This window comes from Gilliamella sp. LMG 34361 (genome assembly GCF_984569075.1).
The window spans coordinates 1,218,901-1,235,181 of sequence record NZ_OZ474903.1; the positions used below are offsets into that span (position 1 = coordinate 1,218,901).

At 34.2% G+C, this 16,281-nt stretch carries 19 protein-coding genes and 3 tRNA genes; 17 read left to right on the forward strand and 5 right to left on the reverse strand.

Annotated features, from left to right (window positions below; all coding sequences use genetic code 11):
• Nucleotides 1-22 precede the first annotated feature (22 nt).
• Entirely contained in the window at nt 23-1,042 is a 1,020-nt protein-coding gene (gene csy3 / locus AC5LXI_RS05920) for a type I-F CRISPR-associated protein Csy3 (protein ID WP_493443949.1), read from the forward strand.
• Between the two features lie 4 nt (nt 1,043-1,046).
• The gene (cas6f, locus tag AC5LXI_RS05925) at nt 1,047-1,610 is read left to right on the forward strand and encodes a type I-F CRISPR-associated endoribonuclease Cas6/Csy4 (RefSeq protein ID WP_493443950.1); all 564 of its coding nucleotides are present in this window, start codon (nt 1,047-1,049) and stop codon (nt 1,608-1,610) included.
• A 172-nt stretch (nt 1,611-1,782) separates the two neighbouring features.
• Here cas6f and AC5LXI_RS05930 read toward each other — a convergent pair whose 3' ends face one another.
• Nucleotides 1,783-2,577: a sulfite exporter TauE/SafE family protein gene (locus tag AC5LXI_RS05930; RefSeq protein WP_493443951.1), complete on the reverse strand. Its 795-nt coding sequence runs from the start codon at nt 2,575-2,577 to the stop codon at nt 1,783-1,785.
• Nucleotides 2,578-2,742: 165 nt separating this feature from the next.
• Between AC5LXI_RS05930 and AC5LXI_RS05935 the strand changes: the two genes are divergently transcribed.
• From AC5LXI_RS05935 to AC5LXI_RS05975, 9 genes are all read left to right on the forward strand, one after another.
• Complete coding sequence (locus AC5LXI_RS05935; protein ID WP_493444261.1) at nt 2,743-3,363, forward strand: LysE/ArgO family amino acid transporter; 621 nt, start codon at nt 2,743-2,745, stop codon at nt 3,361-3,363.
• Between the two features lie 319 nt (nt 3,364-3,682).
• Complete coding sequence (locus AC5LXI_RS05940; RefSeq protein ID WP_493443952.1) at nt 3,683-5,644, forward strand: glycoside hydrolase family 3 protein; 1,962 nt, start codon at nt 3,683-3,685, stop codon at nt 5,642-5,644.
• Nucleotides 5,645-5,733: 89 nt separating this feature from the next.
• Nucleotides 5,734-5,988: an NTF2 fold immunity protein gene (locus AC5LXI_RS05945; RefSeq protein WP_493444262.1), complete on the forward strand. Its 255-nt coding sequence runs from the start codon at nt 5,734-5,736 to the stop codon at nt 5,986-5,988.
• Between the two features lie 212 nt (nt 5,989-6,200).
• Nucleotides 6,201-6,968: a DUF6882 domain-containing protein gene (locus tag AC5LXI_RS05950; RefSeq protein ID WP_493443953.1), complete on the forward strand. Its 768-nt coding sequence runs from the start codon at nt 6,201-6,203 to the stop codon at nt 6,966-6,968.
• Nucleotides 6,969-7,721: 753 nt separating this feature from the next.
• Nucleotides 7,722-7,883 carry a hypothetical protein gene (locus AC5LXI_RS05955; protein WP_493443954.1) on the forward strand — a complete coding sequence of 54 codons (162 nt, stop codon included), beginning with the start codon at nt 7,722-7,724 and terminating at the stop codon, nt 7,881-7,883.
• A 36-nt stretch (nt 7,884-7,919) separates the two neighbouring features.
• Nucleotides 7,920-8,792 (forward strand): DUF6882 domain-containing protein, encoded by an 873-nt coding sequence (locus tag AC5LXI_RS05960; protein ID WP_493443955.1) that lies wholly within the window; start codon nt 7,920-7,922, stop codon nt 8,790-8,792.
• A 306-nt stretch (nt 8,793-9,098) separates the two neighbouring features.
• The gene (locus AC5LXI_RS05965) at nt 9,099-9,419 is read left to right on the forward strand and encodes a hypothetical protein (RefSeq protein ID WP_493443956.1); all 321 of its coding nucleotides are present in this window, start codon (nt 9,099-9,101) and stop codon (nt 9,417-9,419) included.
• A 761-nt stretch (nt 9,420-10,180) separates the two neighbouring features.
• Complete coding sequence (locus tag AC5LXI_RS05970) at nt 10,181-10,321, forward strand: hypothetical protein (RefSeq protein WP_493444263.1); 141 nt, start codon at nt 10,181-10,183, stop codon at nt 10,319-10,321.
• On the forward strand, nt 10,263-10,538 hold the full coding sequence (locus AC5LXI_RS05975) for a hypothetical protein (RefSeq protein WP_493443957.1): 276 nt from the start codon (nt 10,263-10,265) through the stop codon (nt 10,536-10,538). The genes AC5LXI_RS05970 and AC5LXI_RS05975 overlap by 59 nt, the downstream gene beginning before the upstream one ends.
• A 519-nt stretch (nt 10,539-11,057) precedes the next feature.
• Here AC5LXI_RS05975 and AC5LXI_RS05980 read toward each other — a convergent pair.
• The 3 genes from AC5LXI_RS05980 to AC5LXI_RS05990 form a co-directional block, all read right to left on the reverse strand.
• Nucleotides 11,058-11,133, reverse strand: a tRNA-Lys gene (locus AC5LXI_RS05980).
• 17 nt (nt 11,134-11,150) lie between these two features.
• Nucleotides 11,151-11,226, reverse strand: a tRNA-Val gene (locus tag AC5LXI_RS05985).
• 34 nt (nt 11,227-11,260) lie between these two features.
• Nucleotides 11,261-11,336: transfer RNA gene (locus AC5LXI_RS05990), tRNA-Val, on the reverse strand.
• Nucleotides 11,337-11,536: 200 nt separating this feature from the next.
• Here AC5LXI_RS05990 and AC5LXI_RS05995 point away from each other — a divergent pair.
• From AC5LXI_RS05995 to tusA, 6 genes are all read left to right on the forward strand, one after another.
• Entirely contained in the window at nt 11,537-12,472 is a 936-nt protein-coding gene (locus AC5LXI_RS05995; protein ID WP_493443958.1) for a PilN domain-containing protein, read from the forward strand.
• Nucleotides 12,465-12,938 (forward strand): hypothetical protein, encoded by a 474-nt coding sequence (locus tag AC5LXI_RS06000; protein ID WP_493443959.1) that lies wholly within the window; start codon nt 12,465-12,467, stop codon nt 12,936-12,938. Before AC5LXI_RS05995 ends, AC5LXI_RS06000 begins: the two co-directional genes overlap by 8 nt.
• Nucleotides 12,935-13,288: a hypothetical protein gene (locus tag AC5LXI_RS06005; RefSeq protein ID WP_493443960.1), complete on the forward strand. Its 354-nt coding sequence runs from the start codon at nt 12,935-12,937 to the stop codon at nt 13,286-13,288. The genes AC5LXI_RS06000 and AC5LXI_RS06005 overlap by 4 nt, the downstream gene beginning before the upstream one ends.
• 29 nt (nt 13,289-13,317) lie before the next feature.
• A complete protein-coding gene (gene pilQ / locus AC5LXI_RS06010) occupies nt 13,318-14,637 on the forward strand; it encodes a type IV pilus secretin PilQ (protein ID WP_493443961.1) in 1,320 nt (439 codons plus the stop codon).
• Between the two features lie 116 nt (nt 14,638-14,753).
• Nucleotides 14,754-15,560 carry a Cof-type HAD-IIB family hydrolase gene (locus AC5LXI_RS06015; RefSeq protein WP_493443962.1) on the forward strand — a complete coding sequence of 269 codons (807 nt, stop codon included), beginning with the start codon at nt 14,754-14,756 and terminating at the stop codon, nt 15,558-15,560.
• Nucleotides 15,561-15,574: 14 nt separating this feature from the next.
• On the forward strand, nt 15,575-15,808 hold the full coding sequence (gene tusA, locus AC5LXI_RS06020) for a sulfurtransferase TusA (protein WP_493443963.1): 234 nt from the start codon (nt 15,575-15,577) through the stop codon (nt 15,806-15,808).
• Nucleotides 15,809-15,833: 25 nt separating this feature from the next.
• On the opposite strand, the gene AC5LXI_RS06025 is transcribed toward tusA, so the two are convergent.
• Complete coding sequence (locus AC5LXI_RS06025; RefSeq protein WP_493443964.1) at nt 15,834-16,241, reverse strand: protein YgfX; 408 nt, start codon at nt 16,239-16,241, stop codon at nt 15,834-15,836.
• Between the last annotated feature and the right edge of the window lie 40 nt (nt 16,242-16,281).

The following is a 16,281-nucleotide window of genomic DNA, read 5'->3' on the forward strand; positions in this document are numbered from 1 at the left end:
GCATTGAAAAAAGGAATGAATTATGAGTAAAGATAAAATCACTACCGCATCAGTATTAGCCTTTGAACGTAGTTTTGATATTTCTGATGCCATTTTTGCCCAGCAAAAGAGCCATGATGATCAAAAATTAACACCAGTTTTATTATCTGAAAAATCTGTTCGCGGTACCATTTCGAATCGGCTTAAAAATGCTTTAGCAAATGATCCGGCTAAATTAGACGCTGAAATTCAAAAAGCTAATTTACAAACAGTGGATGTCGCAGCGCTTGATGCCGATAAAGATACCTTAGTGGTTAAATGGAGCTGTAAAGTGCTACCTTTTTTAGGTTCACCTTCAGTTTGTAATAATGTTGAATATCAAGAAGAGTTAACCAAAACAACTCAAAGCTATATCAAATCAGAAGGGTTACAAGCTCTTGCTAAACGTTATGCAATTAATATATTAAATGGTCGTTGGTTATGGCGTAATCGTATGGCTGCTGAACAAATCAGTATTGCCATTAGTCGTAAAAAAGATGACAAAATAGCAACGATTGAAGTGAGTGATGTTAAGCAATATCAATTAAATTCATTTGATTATGACGACAAATCGGTAAATGACCTTGCTGCTCTGATTGAAGCAGGATTATTAGGCAAAGAGTTCGTTATCTTTAATATTCAAGCTAAGTTAAAAATGGGATTGGGGCAAGAGGTCTATCCATCACAAGAATTGATTTTGGATACTGGCAAAGAAAAAAGTAAAGTCCTGTATGAAAAAAATGGTCAAGCAGCAATGCACTCGCAAAAAATCAGCAATGCCATTCGAACTATTGATACTTGGTATGCTGAAAAAGCCGAATTTCCGATTGCCATTGAACCTTATGGTGCAGTTACTACTATGGGACATGCTTTTAGACAACCTAAACAAAAAAAGGATTTTTATACCTTATTTGATAATTGGATACTCAAAGGGGAAAAACCAACGCTTGAACAACAACATTATGTTATCGCAGTTCTGATTCGTGGTGGTGTATTTGGTGCTAGTGCTAGTGGTAAGGAGTAATATTATGCTTACTCACTATTTTGAACTACGGGCAATTCCGCAACTGGAGATAACTGAAACAGAAGTGATTAATCAAGTTATGCAATCACTGCATCAGGTGTTAGTTAATCATCAAGGCAATATTGCAGTTAGCTTCCCTTGTTATAATGTACATCGTACCTTAGGTGGTATTATTCGGATATTTGGCGATGAAACGCATTTACAACCGTTTAAAGCTGCCTTGCAAGCAGTGGTTAGCGACTACACAATTGCCCTGCCAACTACCCCTATACCGACAAGCGTTAAAGGTTATTTACGCTTAATTCGCGTTAATCCTAAAGGACAAAGCGCTTTAAGGCGAGCCGAAAAACGTTTAACCGTACAGGGTAAATGGTCAACTGAAGTAAAAAATAAGATGCTTGAAAAATGGGGTAGCGTTCATTTGAACTATCCACACCTTCATTTTGCTAGCAAAAGCACTGGGCAACATTTTATTATGTGGCTGAAACAACAAAAATGTGCAACGGCTGTTGAAGGAACATTTAATAGTTACGGACTTAGCAAAACAGCTACCGTTCCTGATTTTTAATTGGAAATTAAGGGTATTATCACAATACCCTTAACTATTCCAGCTATTTAGCAATATAAACTATCAAAATTTTTGAGGAGCGCACTTTTTGAAGCTCAAAATCCTTCCTAAAAAACAATCTTTAGGTTTCTAAGTAAAAAAGTTGAGGAACGGGGTTTTTGAAACCTAAAAATCATGAAATTATAAGCTTTACGGCGATTAATAATAGGAAAGTACCAAAGTAATTAATCAGTTTATTTATTGTTAACCGTTGTGCAATTTGCACTCCAACTTTCGCCATAGGTATACTCGCTAGCATAATTGATATGACTGCTGGTAAGTAAATAAAACCCAAGCTATATTGTGGTAACGCTTTAATATTCCATCCTGCAATGATATAGCCAATACTACCGCCGAGCGCAACTGGTAAGGTAAATGCTGCAGACGTGCCAATAGCTTTTCGCATATCTACACCGCATTTTTTTAAGAAGGGAACCACTAACACACCTCCCCCCACCCCCACCAAGGCAGCAAATATGCCAATTAGCCCACCAATAATGATATAAACTACATTATGTAATGATGTGGTGTTTTTGGTGACATTTTCTGTTTTAAGAATGAATTTGCTACCTGTGTAGATAAGGAAAGCGATAAAAATCCATTTTAGCCAAACACCGGGAATATAAGGTGTCATATACGATCCGCCAATGGTTCCGATAATGCATCCTAATACCATTTTCCTTAAAATAGACCACTCAATATTATGATTTTTATTATGAACCCAACTGGAAGATAAGCTCGTACCAATAATGGTCGCGAGTGATGAGGCGACAGCGATATGGTTTATCCATTGCCCACCATGACCAAAGTGATCAAGTATCATTATTAATGCTGGCACAATTAAAGCTCCACCACCTATACCAAATATACCTGCTAGCAATCCAGCAAATGCGCCTACACTCAATAAGATTATAAATTCGACAATCATAGGGCTTCCTTGTGCTTTTAAATTTAGTACCAATCAATTTGTTTAAGCGGTTTGCATATCATAACCGTTTTTTTTAAGTGCGTAATCATCCATTTTAATAATGATACAAATATCAATAATTTTTTATAATGCCTATTTTCATTTTTTAGGATTTTAGGTTAAATGCTGACCGAAATTTTACGTGGAGCGATGATCTCAGCGAGTTTAATCATTGCTATTGGGGCACAAAATTTGTTTGTGCTCAAACAAGGATTATTGAAAAACCATATCTTTTTTGTGGCGGCCATCTGTTTCATTTGTGATTTTAGTTTGATGACAATTGGTATTTGGGGGGTAGGTTCTTTTATTGAACGTAATCCTTTAATTACCGACACCCTTGCTATTTTCGGTGCACTGTTTTTGCTTTGGTATGGGTTTAATGCATTTAAAAGTGCAGTGCGGGGCAATAGTAGTATGCAAGTGGATTCGGCAAAGCAGCAAAATAACTCCTTAGCTAAAGTGGTGTTATCGACGCTAGCGGTGACTTTACTTAATCCTCATGTTTATTTCGATACGGTGGTAATTGTTGGCGGAATTGCGGGTACACTATCGGTTGAGCAAAAATGGGCATTTTTAATCGGTGCAGTTTGTGTGTCGTTTATTTGGTTTTTTAGTATTGGTTATGGAGCTAGATTGCTTACACCACTATTTAAACAAAAACGAATGTGGATCATATTGGATTCAGTTGTTGGACTGGTGATGTTTTATATTGCTTACCGACTTATTTTTTATGTAATTTATGGTTAATAAATATGAGGTTTTTGGCGTCACATTTTTTTATTAATCTACTTTGTTTTTCTTCATTAACCATTCACATAATGTGATATCCATCACAATTATTAAACTTCTATGTTATACGATATTTAAATTGGTGCTAATTTATCAGTAATAATTTGGATTGTTACTGTAAACGGCGTATTTATAGCTGGCTAATCAGGCAAAACCTAAGCATTTTTTAGTAAAGTGTTTAGGTTTTTTTGTTTTAAATTTGCCGAAAATAAATTACGGCGGAATTGGTTTATCGCTTGTTAAAAGTTGATTGGATATGATTAGATAAGGAGTTCATATGACAAATAAGATCGTTAAATTGGCATTATTAATTAGTGCAACATTGGCTGCGGGTCAGGCGCTGGCTATTAAGCAAGCGGAGCTTAAAAGCTATCAATTAAAGAATATTGTGGTTGATAATCTGAAATTTAAGGACTTTGATCGGGATGGCAAATTATCTCCTTTTGAAGATTGGCGTTTGTCTCCTGAAGTGCGCGCCCAAGATTTACTGACAAAGTTGTCTTTAGAAGAAAAAGCCGGATTGATGATGCATGGTAATGCCAAAAGTATAGGTGATGAGCTTGGTCATGGTGATAAATATAATCTAGATGAAATTAAACAGCTAGTACTTGATGATAAGGTAAATAGTTTAATTACTCGTTTAGAAGTAAATCCTAAGAATTTCGCTGAGCAAAATAATCAATTACAACAAATTGCTGAGTCATCACGTTTGGGGATTCCTTTAACGATAAGTGTTGATCCTAGAAATACCTTCTTTTATGGCAATAAAGTGACAAGTAAAGCAGGTTTTAGCCAATGGCCCGGTACTCTAGGTATGGCCGCGATTGGTAATGAGCTTGCGATTAACGAGTATGGTAATATTATTCGACAAGAGTATCGTTCATTAGGCGTTACCCAAGCGTTATCTCCAATGGCTGATTTAGGAACTGAGCCACGTTGGTCTCGTTTTGAAGGAACATTTGGCGAAGATCCAATGTTAAGTAAAAAAATGGTTCGCGGTTATATATCAGGCGTACAAAATGGTAAGCTTGGTTTAAGCTCACAAAGTGTGGCTGCGGTAGTTAAGCATTGGGTGGGTTATGGTGCGGCCGAAAATGGGTTTGATAGCCATAGTTCTTATGGTAAATATGCACTTTATACGCAAAAAGACAGTTTAGAACAGCATATTATTCCATTTACTGGTGCATTCGAAGTTAATGTAGCAGCTGTTATGCCGACTTATTCCATTTTAAAAAATGCTGAGTTAAATGGTCACAAAATCGAGCAGGTTGGTGGTGGCTTTAATAGCTATTTATTGAAAGATTTGCTACGCGATACGTATAAATTTAATGGTGTGATTATTAGTGATTGGAATATCACTAAAGACTGTAATGAGATGTGTATCAATGGTAATCCGCCAGATGTGCCACTTAAAGCTGAAGGAATGTCTTGGGGGGTAGAAGATCTGACTGTTGAGCAACGCTTTATCAAAGCAATCCAAGCTGGGGTTCAACAATTTGGTGGTGTGAGTGATAGTTCGGTTATCGTGTCAGCCGTAAAAAATAATAAATTGGACGAAAAAGCAATTGATAGTGCTGTTTTAGCTATTTTGACGCAAAAATTTGCCTTAGGTCAATTTGAAAATCCTTATGCCGATCCAAATCAAGCCAGTCGTTTTGTAGGCAATAAGGATTTCCAGAAACTTGCCGATGAAGCACAATTTAACTCACTAGTATTGTTAGAAAATAAAGATAAAGTTCTACCATTGAAAACGAAAAGTAAAGTCTATTTATATGGTTTTGCTGATGACGCTAAAAATGCCCTTAAAGGCAAAGTCACCATTGTTGAAAAACTAGAACAAGCTGATGTGGTTGTCGCTCGTGTAAATGCGCCTTATGAACAAAATCATAAAAACTACTTTTTTGGCGCAAGATATCATGAAGGTTCTCTAGATTTTGCGGCAGATGATAAAGACATCAAATTCATCAATGAAACGAGCAAAAAGCATCCTGTTATTGTAACTGTCTATCTCGATAGACCAGCCGTTTTAACACAAGTTAAACAAAATGCTAATGCCCTGATTGCTAATTTTGGTGTTAAAGATGACGTACTTTTTAAACGATTATTCGATAGCAAACCTTACAAAGCTAAATTACCATTTGCATTACCAGACTCAATGGATAGTGTCTTAAAACAATCTTCTGATTTACCAAATGACATGAAAGCGCTTTATCCGTTAGGTTATGGTTTGACTCTTTAACGCTGTATTTGTTTTATTCAATGCTATTGCCTTAGGGCAATAGTAGCGAGTTGTAATCAACTCAATTTTTCCTATCAACTACACCCGCAATCAACCGTACCTTAAAAGAACAAAAATTTGGGAGAGGTTTAAATACTCAATATCCACCAGAATATTCTCCCGATGAAGAAATACTGGCAACCGAAGTGTTAAAGAAAAATAAAATTGTTATTGAAACCCAAGAGCATTCCGTCATGGAAGATCGCTATCGTTATACACTTCACTATAAAAATAAAGGGTGGCGAATCGACAAAAAAGAAGTCTATAGACGCAGAAACGATAAATGGGAAAAATATCCATTATAGTGGATTTAAATTAAGGCTTAATGATTTTAATTTGCAGTAAGTGCAGTATGTTTTTAAGTAGTAGTTTTAAATATAGTTCACTCTTAATATGCATCGACTCGATCATCCTTTATGATTTTACATAAAAATAGTAAACTTGACTACATGACTTATATGCCTAATAATCAAGTACATAAAAAATGAGTTATATTTATAATTAAAAAGGATGATATATGAAATTCTTTAAAAATTTATTTAGAAAAAATCAAGAGGTTGTTCGAACTGGAGAACGTCAAGAAAAACATTCATTTGAAGCACTTACCGAACAATATGTTGGACTTGCTTTTGAAAAACAAATGGATTTAGATGGTGTTATTGACAATAAGCCTTGGCAAATTGATATGGACAAACAGCAACTTATTTTTGGCAATGATGTATATTGTTCTTTTCAGCTATTAGGAACCTTTTCGCATTCGACTAAGACTTGGCTTTGGGCTTGGGCAAATGAACAATCGGATCTTCCTAAAGATGTCATTGAGCAGTCTCTTGAGCTTAAAAAATGTGGTGAACAGAACAATATTGATTTATTTAAATTTCCTAAATTTGATGCCACCCAAGACGATCTACATCTATTTGGAATTATCGCTAGTGGTATGTTTAATTCAAGTGGTTATTATGTTGCTGATTATGGTCAAGGCACACTTGTGTTAACTTTTAATAATGAACGTATTGACCAAATTCATCAAGAGAACAATACTCATTACCGCGTTGCTAGCGTAATCTCGCAATATATTGCCAATTTTGAAGTGAATCACTATGCTGCGATAAAATACTATTTGCTGGCTAAAGATTATCAAATAACGTTTGATGATGGTTTAAAGCTGATCGCAACCAAAGGTGAAAACCAAATTAGCGCAGAATTTGACGACTCATTGCGCTTACGTAAGCTTAATGCGTCATGTGATGATTCAGATTTTATCAAAACCAAAGAAGAAAACTAAATCAGTGCAGAATTTGGTGATTTATCGTGCATAATTAAACCAATGGCCAAAAGGAATTATTAGTAATAACACAGGTAAAACTCTATTAACAGGATATTAATCGGACATGAAATATAGAAAACGCTAGTTAAATTACATAAATGACTGATTAGATAAAAAAGAGAAAGTAGCCGAATATTTTATATTACACCATCAAAATACTCTTATAGGTATATATGTTCTGAGCAGTAATCGCCGGATACCCATCCGGCTCTTTCTAATATTAATCGTTAGCTGCATAACCGTATTCCCCCACTGTTTTTAGTATCCAGTCAAACATTTCATTGATCAAATCAGGTAGACCATTATTTCCTGCATTCATTTCCAACTTATCCTAACCGCAGCAACCGATGTGCCTAATAAACTAAGTAAGCATTATAATAAGTTTGATATCTTATAAAGCGAAAATTAAACCAGATTTAATAACGGAAACCCATCAATAGGTAACGATAGTAGATTTTATCTATCTTCATCTCTATGATTTTGAATAAAAAAAGTTAACTTGACTGTACAACTTACTTGCTTAATAATTGAGCGCATAAAGTGGGAAATGAATTATAATAAAAAGGGGTTAGGTTATTTCTCCTACTTAAACGCTGAAATAACAGGTAGCAAATTGACAACATCCTCTTAAAAATTTCACTGGATGAATTTATAAAAATTAAATTATTAAAAATATTGAGTAATATTTAAATCTAAAAATAAGGACGATATATGAAATTCTGGAAAGTATTATTATCAAAAAGCAAAGAACTTGACCAATTTGTTACTTCGCAAGCGAAACAAGAGCCCAATATTCAAAAATACTTAACTGATACTACAATTCGCAAAGTAATTTGTGTACCAGGAAAGTTATTAAATCTAGTTGTAAGTTAATATTGTTGGATAATTGAAATATAGGCGGTAATACCAATGAAAAACTATTTAGCTTTAGTGATGTTATTGACAATATCACTAACTGGTTATGGCGCTCATTTGCAGCATGAAGCAGAAGTTCCAGCTCAATTTAAAACACCCTTTTATATTAATAGCGATCCTTATGGCCGTTTGACTAGAGACATTAAAGCGTTACAACACGACAATAGCGTAATTCTACCTAATCTTAATGCTAAACAACATCAAGAAAAACATCCATTACAATCACTTATTGAACAATATGGAGGGATTGGTTTTGAAAAGCAAATTGATTTAGAAGATGTCATTGTCGATAAGCCTTGGGAAATTGACATGGATGAACTGAAACTTGTTTTTGGTGATGATTTACACTGTTCTTTTCAGCTATTAGGAACCTTTTCGCATTCGACCAAGACTTGGCTTTGGGCTTGGGCAAATGAACAATCGGATCTTCCTGAAGATGTTATTGAGCAGTCTCTTGAGCTTAAAAAATATGGTGAAGAAAATAATATTGATTTATTTAAAACGCCTAAATTTGATGCCACCGAAGACGATCCACATCTATTTGGACTTATTGCTAGTGGTATGTTTAAATCAAGTGGTTATTATATTGCTGATTTTGGTCAAGGTACACTTGTGTTAACTTTTAATAATGATTATATTGACCAAATTCATAAAGAGAACGACACCCATTACCGCGTTGCTAGCGTAATTCCACAATTAATTGCCGATTATGAAGTGAATCACTATGCTGCGATAAAACACTATTTGCTGGCTAAAGATTATCAAATAATATTTGATGATGGTTTAAAGCTAATCGCAACTAAAGGTGGAAAACAAATCACCGCGGAATTTGATAATTCATCGCGCATAATTGGACTAAAAAGCTAAAAGGGATTATTAGTGATAACACAGGTTAAACTCTATTTATCTATTGAGTATAAACTAAAAAAATTCTGTTTTTTAAATTATATAAATGACTGATTAGATAAAAAAAATAGCTGACCTATTACTATTTCTTATTAATTGGTCAGTTATATTATTTTAACGTCAACCGAAGAAACTATAGTATGTTTTGTTTGCAGTGGTTGATCGGAAATATCAAATTAACTTTAAAGTAATATTAAATTTAGCACCCAAGTGCTAGTATTGAATTTTAGACCTAAAAACTAATCAGAGAAAAAAATAAGGGTAACAATGATTGAAAGTATTATAAGCAGTATTGAGTTGATTACAGATCCCGGTATTTCGAGCGAAATAGATGCTTTTTTTCGAGATAAGAAAAGTGTTTTAGGTTATAAACTTTCAATAAAAGATAGTAAATATTTTTTAGAAGTTGAATTAAATCAACTTTCGAGATCAATGGCGAACGAGTTATTTATGTCTCTAATATCTTTTATTCAATATCATCGTTTTACTTATTATCAACGGAATTTATTAGATAACAGTATCATATATGAGTTAGTTACAGCAATTGATGATAGGAAGGGATTTTATTGTAAAGTTATATTTAAATAATAAATAGATATTGATTTTTATTACAGTAAATATCTGCCAGCTAGGGTATGCTATTTTACTGTTATTATCGTTGAGATGGGGCTGTTGCCCGATGAGAATATTGACAATCAGTTATTCAATGAGTTTTGCGATGATAAGCAGTAATCAGAAAAATGGAAAATTACCGTTGCTATAGGTATATTTAGAAGCTAGGTGTAGATAATTTTAGTTCATTGACATCATTTAGTTATCAAGACACGCCGATTAGATTTATCACTTATAATTTAAGTGCGTATATTGGTTGGAAAAGCTTGAAATTCGTCATAAAATAAACATAAAACCTCATAAATTCATGACTATATATTTTAAAACAATATTAATCGAAACCTCAACTTATTAATTATCACGCCTGTAACTCTCCCAATTGGTTAATTACTTCTCTGATAAGCTCGACCTTGGTTTAGTTTATTGCGATTAGTCTGTAAAAATAATTGAGGAGTCTATACCGTCTCGCTAATTTACCCGTGCATGGCGTCATAAGACGCAATATTAGTGCAATGAAGATGGACAGTGTATTGCGATTATCTACCCGGATGGTACTTAACCCAAGCCAACTGCTAACAGCATCATACGGAAAAAGTAGAGCTGTTTAGTTATGATACCACCGGCAATAAAATCAGTGAGAAACAATCTTTAGCACAGCTTGAAGCAAAAGTGAACCGTGGCAATCGGCTACTGTTTTTAGTGATAAACATTTTGAGTATGACCGTTTTGGTAATTTAATTGCCGAAAAGCGCGGTAAAAACCAAAGGACGCATTATGAGTATGATTGCCGACATCGTCTAATCAAGGTGATTAAACAAAGTGGTCAAACCATTACCTACAGCTATGACCCGTTTAACTGCCGTACCAGTAAATGGTAAAACCACGGAATTTATCTGGCAAGGTCATAAACTGATTGCCGAAGCCGATAATGACAAACACTGGCAAAGTTACTTCTATGAGCCGGACTCCTACCGTTCACTGGCCTTGGAACATTATTATAAACCACCACAAGAATATATAGATTCTGTGATGGCATTAGATTTAACGCTCAAGATTTTTTTGAATTTGTTAAAGAATCGAATCAAGTCAAGTTAAGATGAAAACTCAACCAAGTATAGTTCTAAGATTATAGTAAACAATAGAATTAAAGCTTAACTTTACATTTTGCTAAAATTTCAAAGGTAAAATAATGCAGTCTATAAAAATTGGAGGTTTTAGCTTTAAATCTATTTTTGTAGATGAAGTTATCGATAAAAAACGATGTTAATATGCTGTTCTTTTTAATTATTAGGCCATGAGTTGGTAATTAATTGGAATAAAACAAAAAAGAGAGCATATGCTATTTCATGCCGATTAAGTGATAAAAGATGTCTTTACGATATTGCGATAGCTACAACTAAAGCTACAACTAAATTTAGAATAATCAAAATGTAATCTGTAAAAAATATTGTCAACTACGGCAACGTTTTTTTATACGCATGTTAATATAATAATAAAAGGTTATTCTAAGCGTTAGATTATTTAACGCCGATTACTCTAAATAAAACTTATCCCTCAAGATATGCTATATGTGAGAAGTAGACATTTCAATTTTAGATTTTTGAAATAAAAAAATGGTGGGTCGTGAGCGATTCGAACGCTCGACAAACGGATTAAAAGTCCGCTGCTCTACCGACTGAGCTAACAACCCATAGAATAAAAAGTAAGTGGTGGGTGATACCGGGTTCGAACCAGTGACCCCCTCCTTGTAAGGGAGGTGCTCTCCCAACTGAGCTAATCACCCCAAGTATTTCTTTCGAAAACTTCACGGTAAGAATTGGTGGGTGATACCGGGTTCGAACCAGTGACCCCCTCCTTGTAAGGGAGGTGCTCTCCCAACTGAGCTAATCACCCTTACCGTGTGGATGTGCATTATAAGGCGTGTCTTATTTCAGTCAACCTTTTTTTTCACTTTTCCCAAAAATTAGCCTTATTCGGTGTAATTTTAGTCATTTTTTGGATGATGCTTCGCAAAAATAGATTTTATCGGTTTATTTCTTAATATTTGTGTTTAAGATTTCGCGATATTGTTTATCAACCTATGTAAATAGAATATGAAGGTTTTTAATAAAAGTCGGGTGGTAATTTATGTTGAGCCAACGCAATTGCGCTATCAAATAATAGAAACTAAAACGTATGGAGATGAGAATAAAGAGTTTATTGAGCTTGTTTACCAAGATTGGACTGATATTGACCGTTTTATTCAAAACTTAAAACAGCAAGCTCCTAGATTAACTGCGATTGAATTGAATTTAGGTGATGATTATATACAGTATCAGAAAATTGCGTATCCTGAGGTAAAATTAACGCCAACCGAATTAGTCACATATGTTGAAGCATCTTTATATAAACTCTTTCAACAGTTGGGCGATCAGCTTTTTTTTGATTTTGTGTCCATTTCACCTAAAACGTTGATGATTGCTGTCTGTGAGCGAGATACGGTTAATAATTGGTTAGAATTGCTCCAAAAATATGGTTTTAGTTTGTTGTTTGTGGGTAGTCATTTTGAAAGTAATTTATTTAACTTCTTACCATGGCGCAAGCAAAAAACAAAACAACACCAATTCCAGTTGCTTCTTTTTGCTGTTAGTTTGATTGGAGTGATGACTTGTTATTTTTTTTATCTTCTGATCAGTGCCCAGTCAGACTTAGATCAATATTCCCAACTATTATCCGATCAGCAAGCATCACAACAGCGGTTGATAGCTGAATTGTCAGGTTATATACCCCATCCGTCATTAAGCCAAAAACAGATCCAACAATCGCTACAGATGTTTTCAGAAAAACTACCGACAACGATTTGGTTGAATCTGTATGAATATGAATCTCAAAAAATAAAAATTACCGGTCGAAGTGTTAATTATGTAGATATTATCAATTTTAACCAGCAAGTTTCTTCGAATCATGATGTGAAGAACAGCCAAGTAAAAAATATCGAAAATAGTGATGATAGTTTGTTGTTTCAAATGGATATTGAGTTAAATGAATAATGATTTTTTAGAGAGACCAATTTGGCAACAATACTTAATTTGCATTTTGTTACCGTCAACACTGTTTTTTATTGGTTATCAATGTTTTATCAAAGATTTAAAGCTGCAGATTGATCAGCAAATGACTTTATATAAAGAAAAGCGAATTGAAACAGAATCCCTTCAAGCAAGAATTGAACGTTATCAAGCCGCTCAAAATAGTTCGCTAACGTTGATAACTGAGCATGAACTTGCTAAAGCCATTGAGCGTAATCATTTAAGCTTAACGTTGTTCAAATATGATCAAAATGATTCGGGAATTTATTGGGATGTCGAATTATATGGGCAGTTTGCTGATTTTATGCAATTTATTAGTGATTTTAATGACGATTTTTACTATTTGAATTTTCAAAACCTTTCTATTAGTAAGCAAGATGGTTATTTGCAAATTAGATTTAGTTTGTTGTTTAAAGAGGATTCACCATGAGACACCATTTATTCGCATGTGCATTGATGAGCTACTGTTTTACAATTTATGCTGATGATAGACGAGATCCATTTTTGCAAACAATTGAGCTTGGTTGTCAAGAACAAACCGATCTTTTGAATAAACAGATCCAAGCTTGGCAGTTTAGAGGGTCTATTCAACATGCTAATTATCAGCAAGTATGGCTTTTGCTCGATAGTGATTGGCTAGCGATTACCAATAATAATGTGCCGCATATTTTGTTTCCGTGGACGATTCAAGCAGTAATGAGCGATAAAATTCTATGGCAAGCAAATTTACCTGAGTATTGCAACCATAAGGTGTTATGGACAATGCCGTTAACTAAATAAGATAAGATTTTTATTTGAGGTTGTAATTAATGAATCAAACTAATCAACCTAATCAACCATTTCGTCAATTAGTTAGCCAATTGGCAAAAAATTCAAGGCAGCTATGTTTAATAATTTTGCTAATGATTTTTGTGATGTCATGTTTGGCAGATCCTATAGCTTTGGAAAAGAGTGAATCAGGAGAGCTTATTTCAATAAACTTTCATCAAACAGATATCGCGATTATTTTACAGGCATTGGCTGATAATAAGCAGATGAATTTGGTAATGATGGATGATATATCAGCTAAGCAAACCATTAAACTTCACAATGTCGATTGGCAAAAAGCATTAGAAGTTGTGTTAAATTCAGCAAATTTACAGGTCAAAATTGAAGACAATATTTTGTTTGTCTCTAAATCCATTGAGCCGGATGTGTTAGCGCAAAGAGAGTTGTTAGAGCAGAAAGGGCAGGAGTTAAACCAGCCGTTAAATTTATTAACAATTGCGATTAATCATGCCGATCCTAATAATTTAGTTGAAACCATTCAACAGCAAGGGTTGTTATCTGAGCGCGGAAAGGTGATGGTGGATAAGCGAACCAATTCCATACTTATTACCGACGTGACGAAACAATTTGCTGATATTAAAAAATTAATTAAAATCTTGGATCAACCTATTCCACAAGTTCATATTTCTGCCCATATTGTGACGATGAGTGATGAGAGTATGGAAGAGTTAGGGATTAAATGGGGATATTCAGGCAAATCTTCACAATTTTTTAATCAGCTAGATATTGACTTAGGTGTGACTCATCCGTCGTCTTCTGTCGGTTTTAATTTAGCTAAACTGTCGGGTGGTTTGTTAAATTTGGAGCTTTCCGCATTAGAATCGGAAAATCAGCTAGAAATTATTGCTAGCCCAAATTTGTTAACTGCAAATCAAAATATGGCGTCAATTAAGCAAGGAACGGAAATTCCTTACGAGGTGTCGAATGGTGGTAATAATTCGACATCCATTGAATTTAAACAAGCAGTGCTAGGTTTAGAAGTCACTCCGAAAATTGTTGCTGAAAATCAAATGATATTGGATCTATATATCACCCAAAACACTACCGGTCGATCAATCAAACGCCGTGATGGGGGGGAAGCATTAGCTATTGAAACACAAGAAATTAAAACTCAAGTAAAAGTTAAAAGTGGTGAAACTGTGGTATTGGGTGGAATTTTTCAGCAAGTAAATAGTAAAGGTAAGAAGAAAGTACCAGCTATTGCAGATGTGCCAATTATTGGTAATGCGTTTAAATATAATGATAAAAAATATCAAAAACGTGAACTAGTGATTTTTATTACTCCACAATTAGTTGAGTAAATATCGATGGAGTTGTATCATACGCTATCATATTTTATGGCTTTGTATTGAGCTAATTGACTCTTTGCAAACTATATCCACTTAAATCAAAAATTATTATTAAAGTTGAGAATATCATGTTTCATTTTGTCGCGTCTGATCTAGATGGTACTTTGTTAAATACTGAACATAGCTTATCACCATTCACTAAAAAAATTCTTCAAGCATTACGTGAAATGGGTATCCATTTTGCTTTTGCGACTGGTCGACATCATATCGATGTTACTCAAATGCGCGAAAATATGGAAATTGATGCTTTTATGATTACTTCAAATGGCGCAAGAATTCACGATAGTCGAGGTAATTTAGTGTTTAGTCGTAGTTTTGCGCCTAATACGGCTAGTGAGTTGGCGCAAATTTGTAAAGATAGTCCATATATTTATACGCATGTGTATCGTGGTGATGATTGGTTAATTAATAAACCAGATGCTTATTCGTTAAGCTTTTTCGTTGATACACAATTTAAATATCAATTTTTCGATCCGAGTAACTTTGAAACAAATGACATTGCGAAAATTTATTTTACAACCTCTGATGTTGGACACAATCATTATTTAGTGGAATTGAAACATAAAATTGAAAAGCAATTTGGTAATCGTGTTAGTATCGCGTTTTCAACACCAAATTGCCTTGAAGTTATGGCCGAAAATGTGACTAAAGGAAGTGCATTAAAATTAGTTGTTGAAAGCTTGGGGTATCAACTTAAAGACAGTATTGCTTTCGGCGATGGTATGAATGATTATGAGATGTTAAAAATGGCAGGTAAGGGTTGTATTATGAAAGAAGCAAGCCCTGAACTTAAGGCATTGCTTCCTGAGCTGGAAGTTATTGGTTCTAATGCTGATGATGCAGTATCCCACTATTTAGCTAATCTTCTACTTTAATTATTTTATTAATTATGATTGTTGATAAAGAATTAAATACGTTAGGTTTACGTTGCCCTGAGCCGATTATGCTTGTTCGTAAAGAAATTAGGGAATTATCTATTGGTCAAATATTACACGTTATTGCTGATGATTTGGCCACAACTCGTGATATTCCTAGCTTTTGTCGGCATATGGACCACGAATTAGTTAACTCACGGATTGAATCCATACCATTTGAGTATTGGATTAAAAAATCGCATTCATAAAGATGTATTTGGTCATCTTTAATTCTTATATAGGTAAGTCAATATTTTTAAAATGGTAACGAAGCGTGCGCCAATCATTAGGCGCAAGGTTATCGATCATTAAAAATAATACTCTTCGTTTACCATTTCGCCGTGATCTTAAATTGATAATCATTATATAACGTAAAAGTAGCGGTTTTCGCATTAAATACCAACGTTGTTTGTGCCAATAAATTTGGTATATGTTTTCAAATAGCGCAAATTCACCCTGAATGGTTTTGAAATAACAAATACTCCGCCACCATTCAATTATCAATATTAAAATTAAAATAAAGGTATAACTATTCAACTCGGTATGAGCTAATTGAACTAAGCAAGCAATAATCAAAATAACATAAAAGCAGGTCGCACTTAAATATTGTAATAACGAAGGGGTCAGTTTTGTGCTCCACATAGCAATATCATTCAAATTGTATAAATCACAATTATTTATT

Coding starts and splice junctions, on each gene's coding strand:
- AC5LXI_RS06015 (WP_493443962.1), top strand. CDS start 14,754: ATGTTTCATTTTGTCGCGTCTGATCTAGATGGTACTTTGTTAAATACT.
- pilQ (WP_493443961.1), top strand. CDS start 13,318: ATGAATCAAACTAATCAACCTAATCAACCATTTCGTCAATTAGTTAGC.
- AC5LXI_RS05960 (WP_493443955.1), top strand. CDS start 7,920: ATGAAAAACTATTTAGCTTTAGTGATGTTATTGACAATATCACTAACT.
- AC5LXI_RS05940 (WP_493443952.1), top strand. CDS start 3,683: ATGACAAATAAGATCGTTAAATTGGCATTATTAATTAGTGCAACATTG.
- cas6f (WP_493443950.1), top strand. CDS start 1,047: ATGCTTACTCACTATTTTGAACTACGGGCAATTCCGCAACTGGAGATA.
- AC5LXI_RS06005 (WP_493443960.1), top strand. CDS start 12,935: ATGAGACACCATTTATTCGCATGTGCATTGATGAGCTACTGTTTTACA.
- AC5LXI_RS06025 (WP_493443964.1), bottom strand. CDS start 16,241: ATGTGGAGCACAAAACTGACCCCTTCGTTATTACAATATTTAAGTGCG.
- AC5LXI_RS06000 (WP_493443959.1), top strand. CDS start 12,465: ATGAATAATGATTTTTTAGAGAGACCAATTTGGCAACAATACTTAATT.
- AC5LXI_RS05965 (WP_493443956.1), top strand. CDS start 9,099: ATGATTGAAAGTATTATAAGCAGTATTGAGTTGATTACAGATCCCGGT.
- tusA (WP_493443963.1), top strand. CDS start 15,575: ATGATTGTTGATAAAGAATTAAATACGTTAGGTTTACGTTGCCCTGAG.
- AC5LXI_RS05995 (WP_493443958.1), top strand. CDS start 11,537: ATGAAGGTTTTTAATAAAAGTCGGGTGGTAATTTATGTTGAGCCAACG.
- AC5LXI_RS05950 (WP_493443953.1), top strand. CDS start 6,201: ATGAAATTCTTTAAAAATTTATTTAGAAAAAATCAAGAGGTTGTTCGA.
- AC5LXI_RS05955 (WP_493443954.1), top strand. CDS start 7,722: ATGAAATTCTGGAAAGTATTATTATCAAAAAGCAAAGAACTTGACCAA.
- csy3 (WP_493443949.1), top strand. CDS start 23: ATGAGTAAAGATAAAATCACTACCGCATCAGTATTAGCCTTTGAACGT.
- AC5LXI_RS05930 (WP_493443951.1), bottom strand. CDS start 2,577: ATGATTGTCGAATTTATAATCTTATTGAGTGTAGGCGCATTTGCTGGA.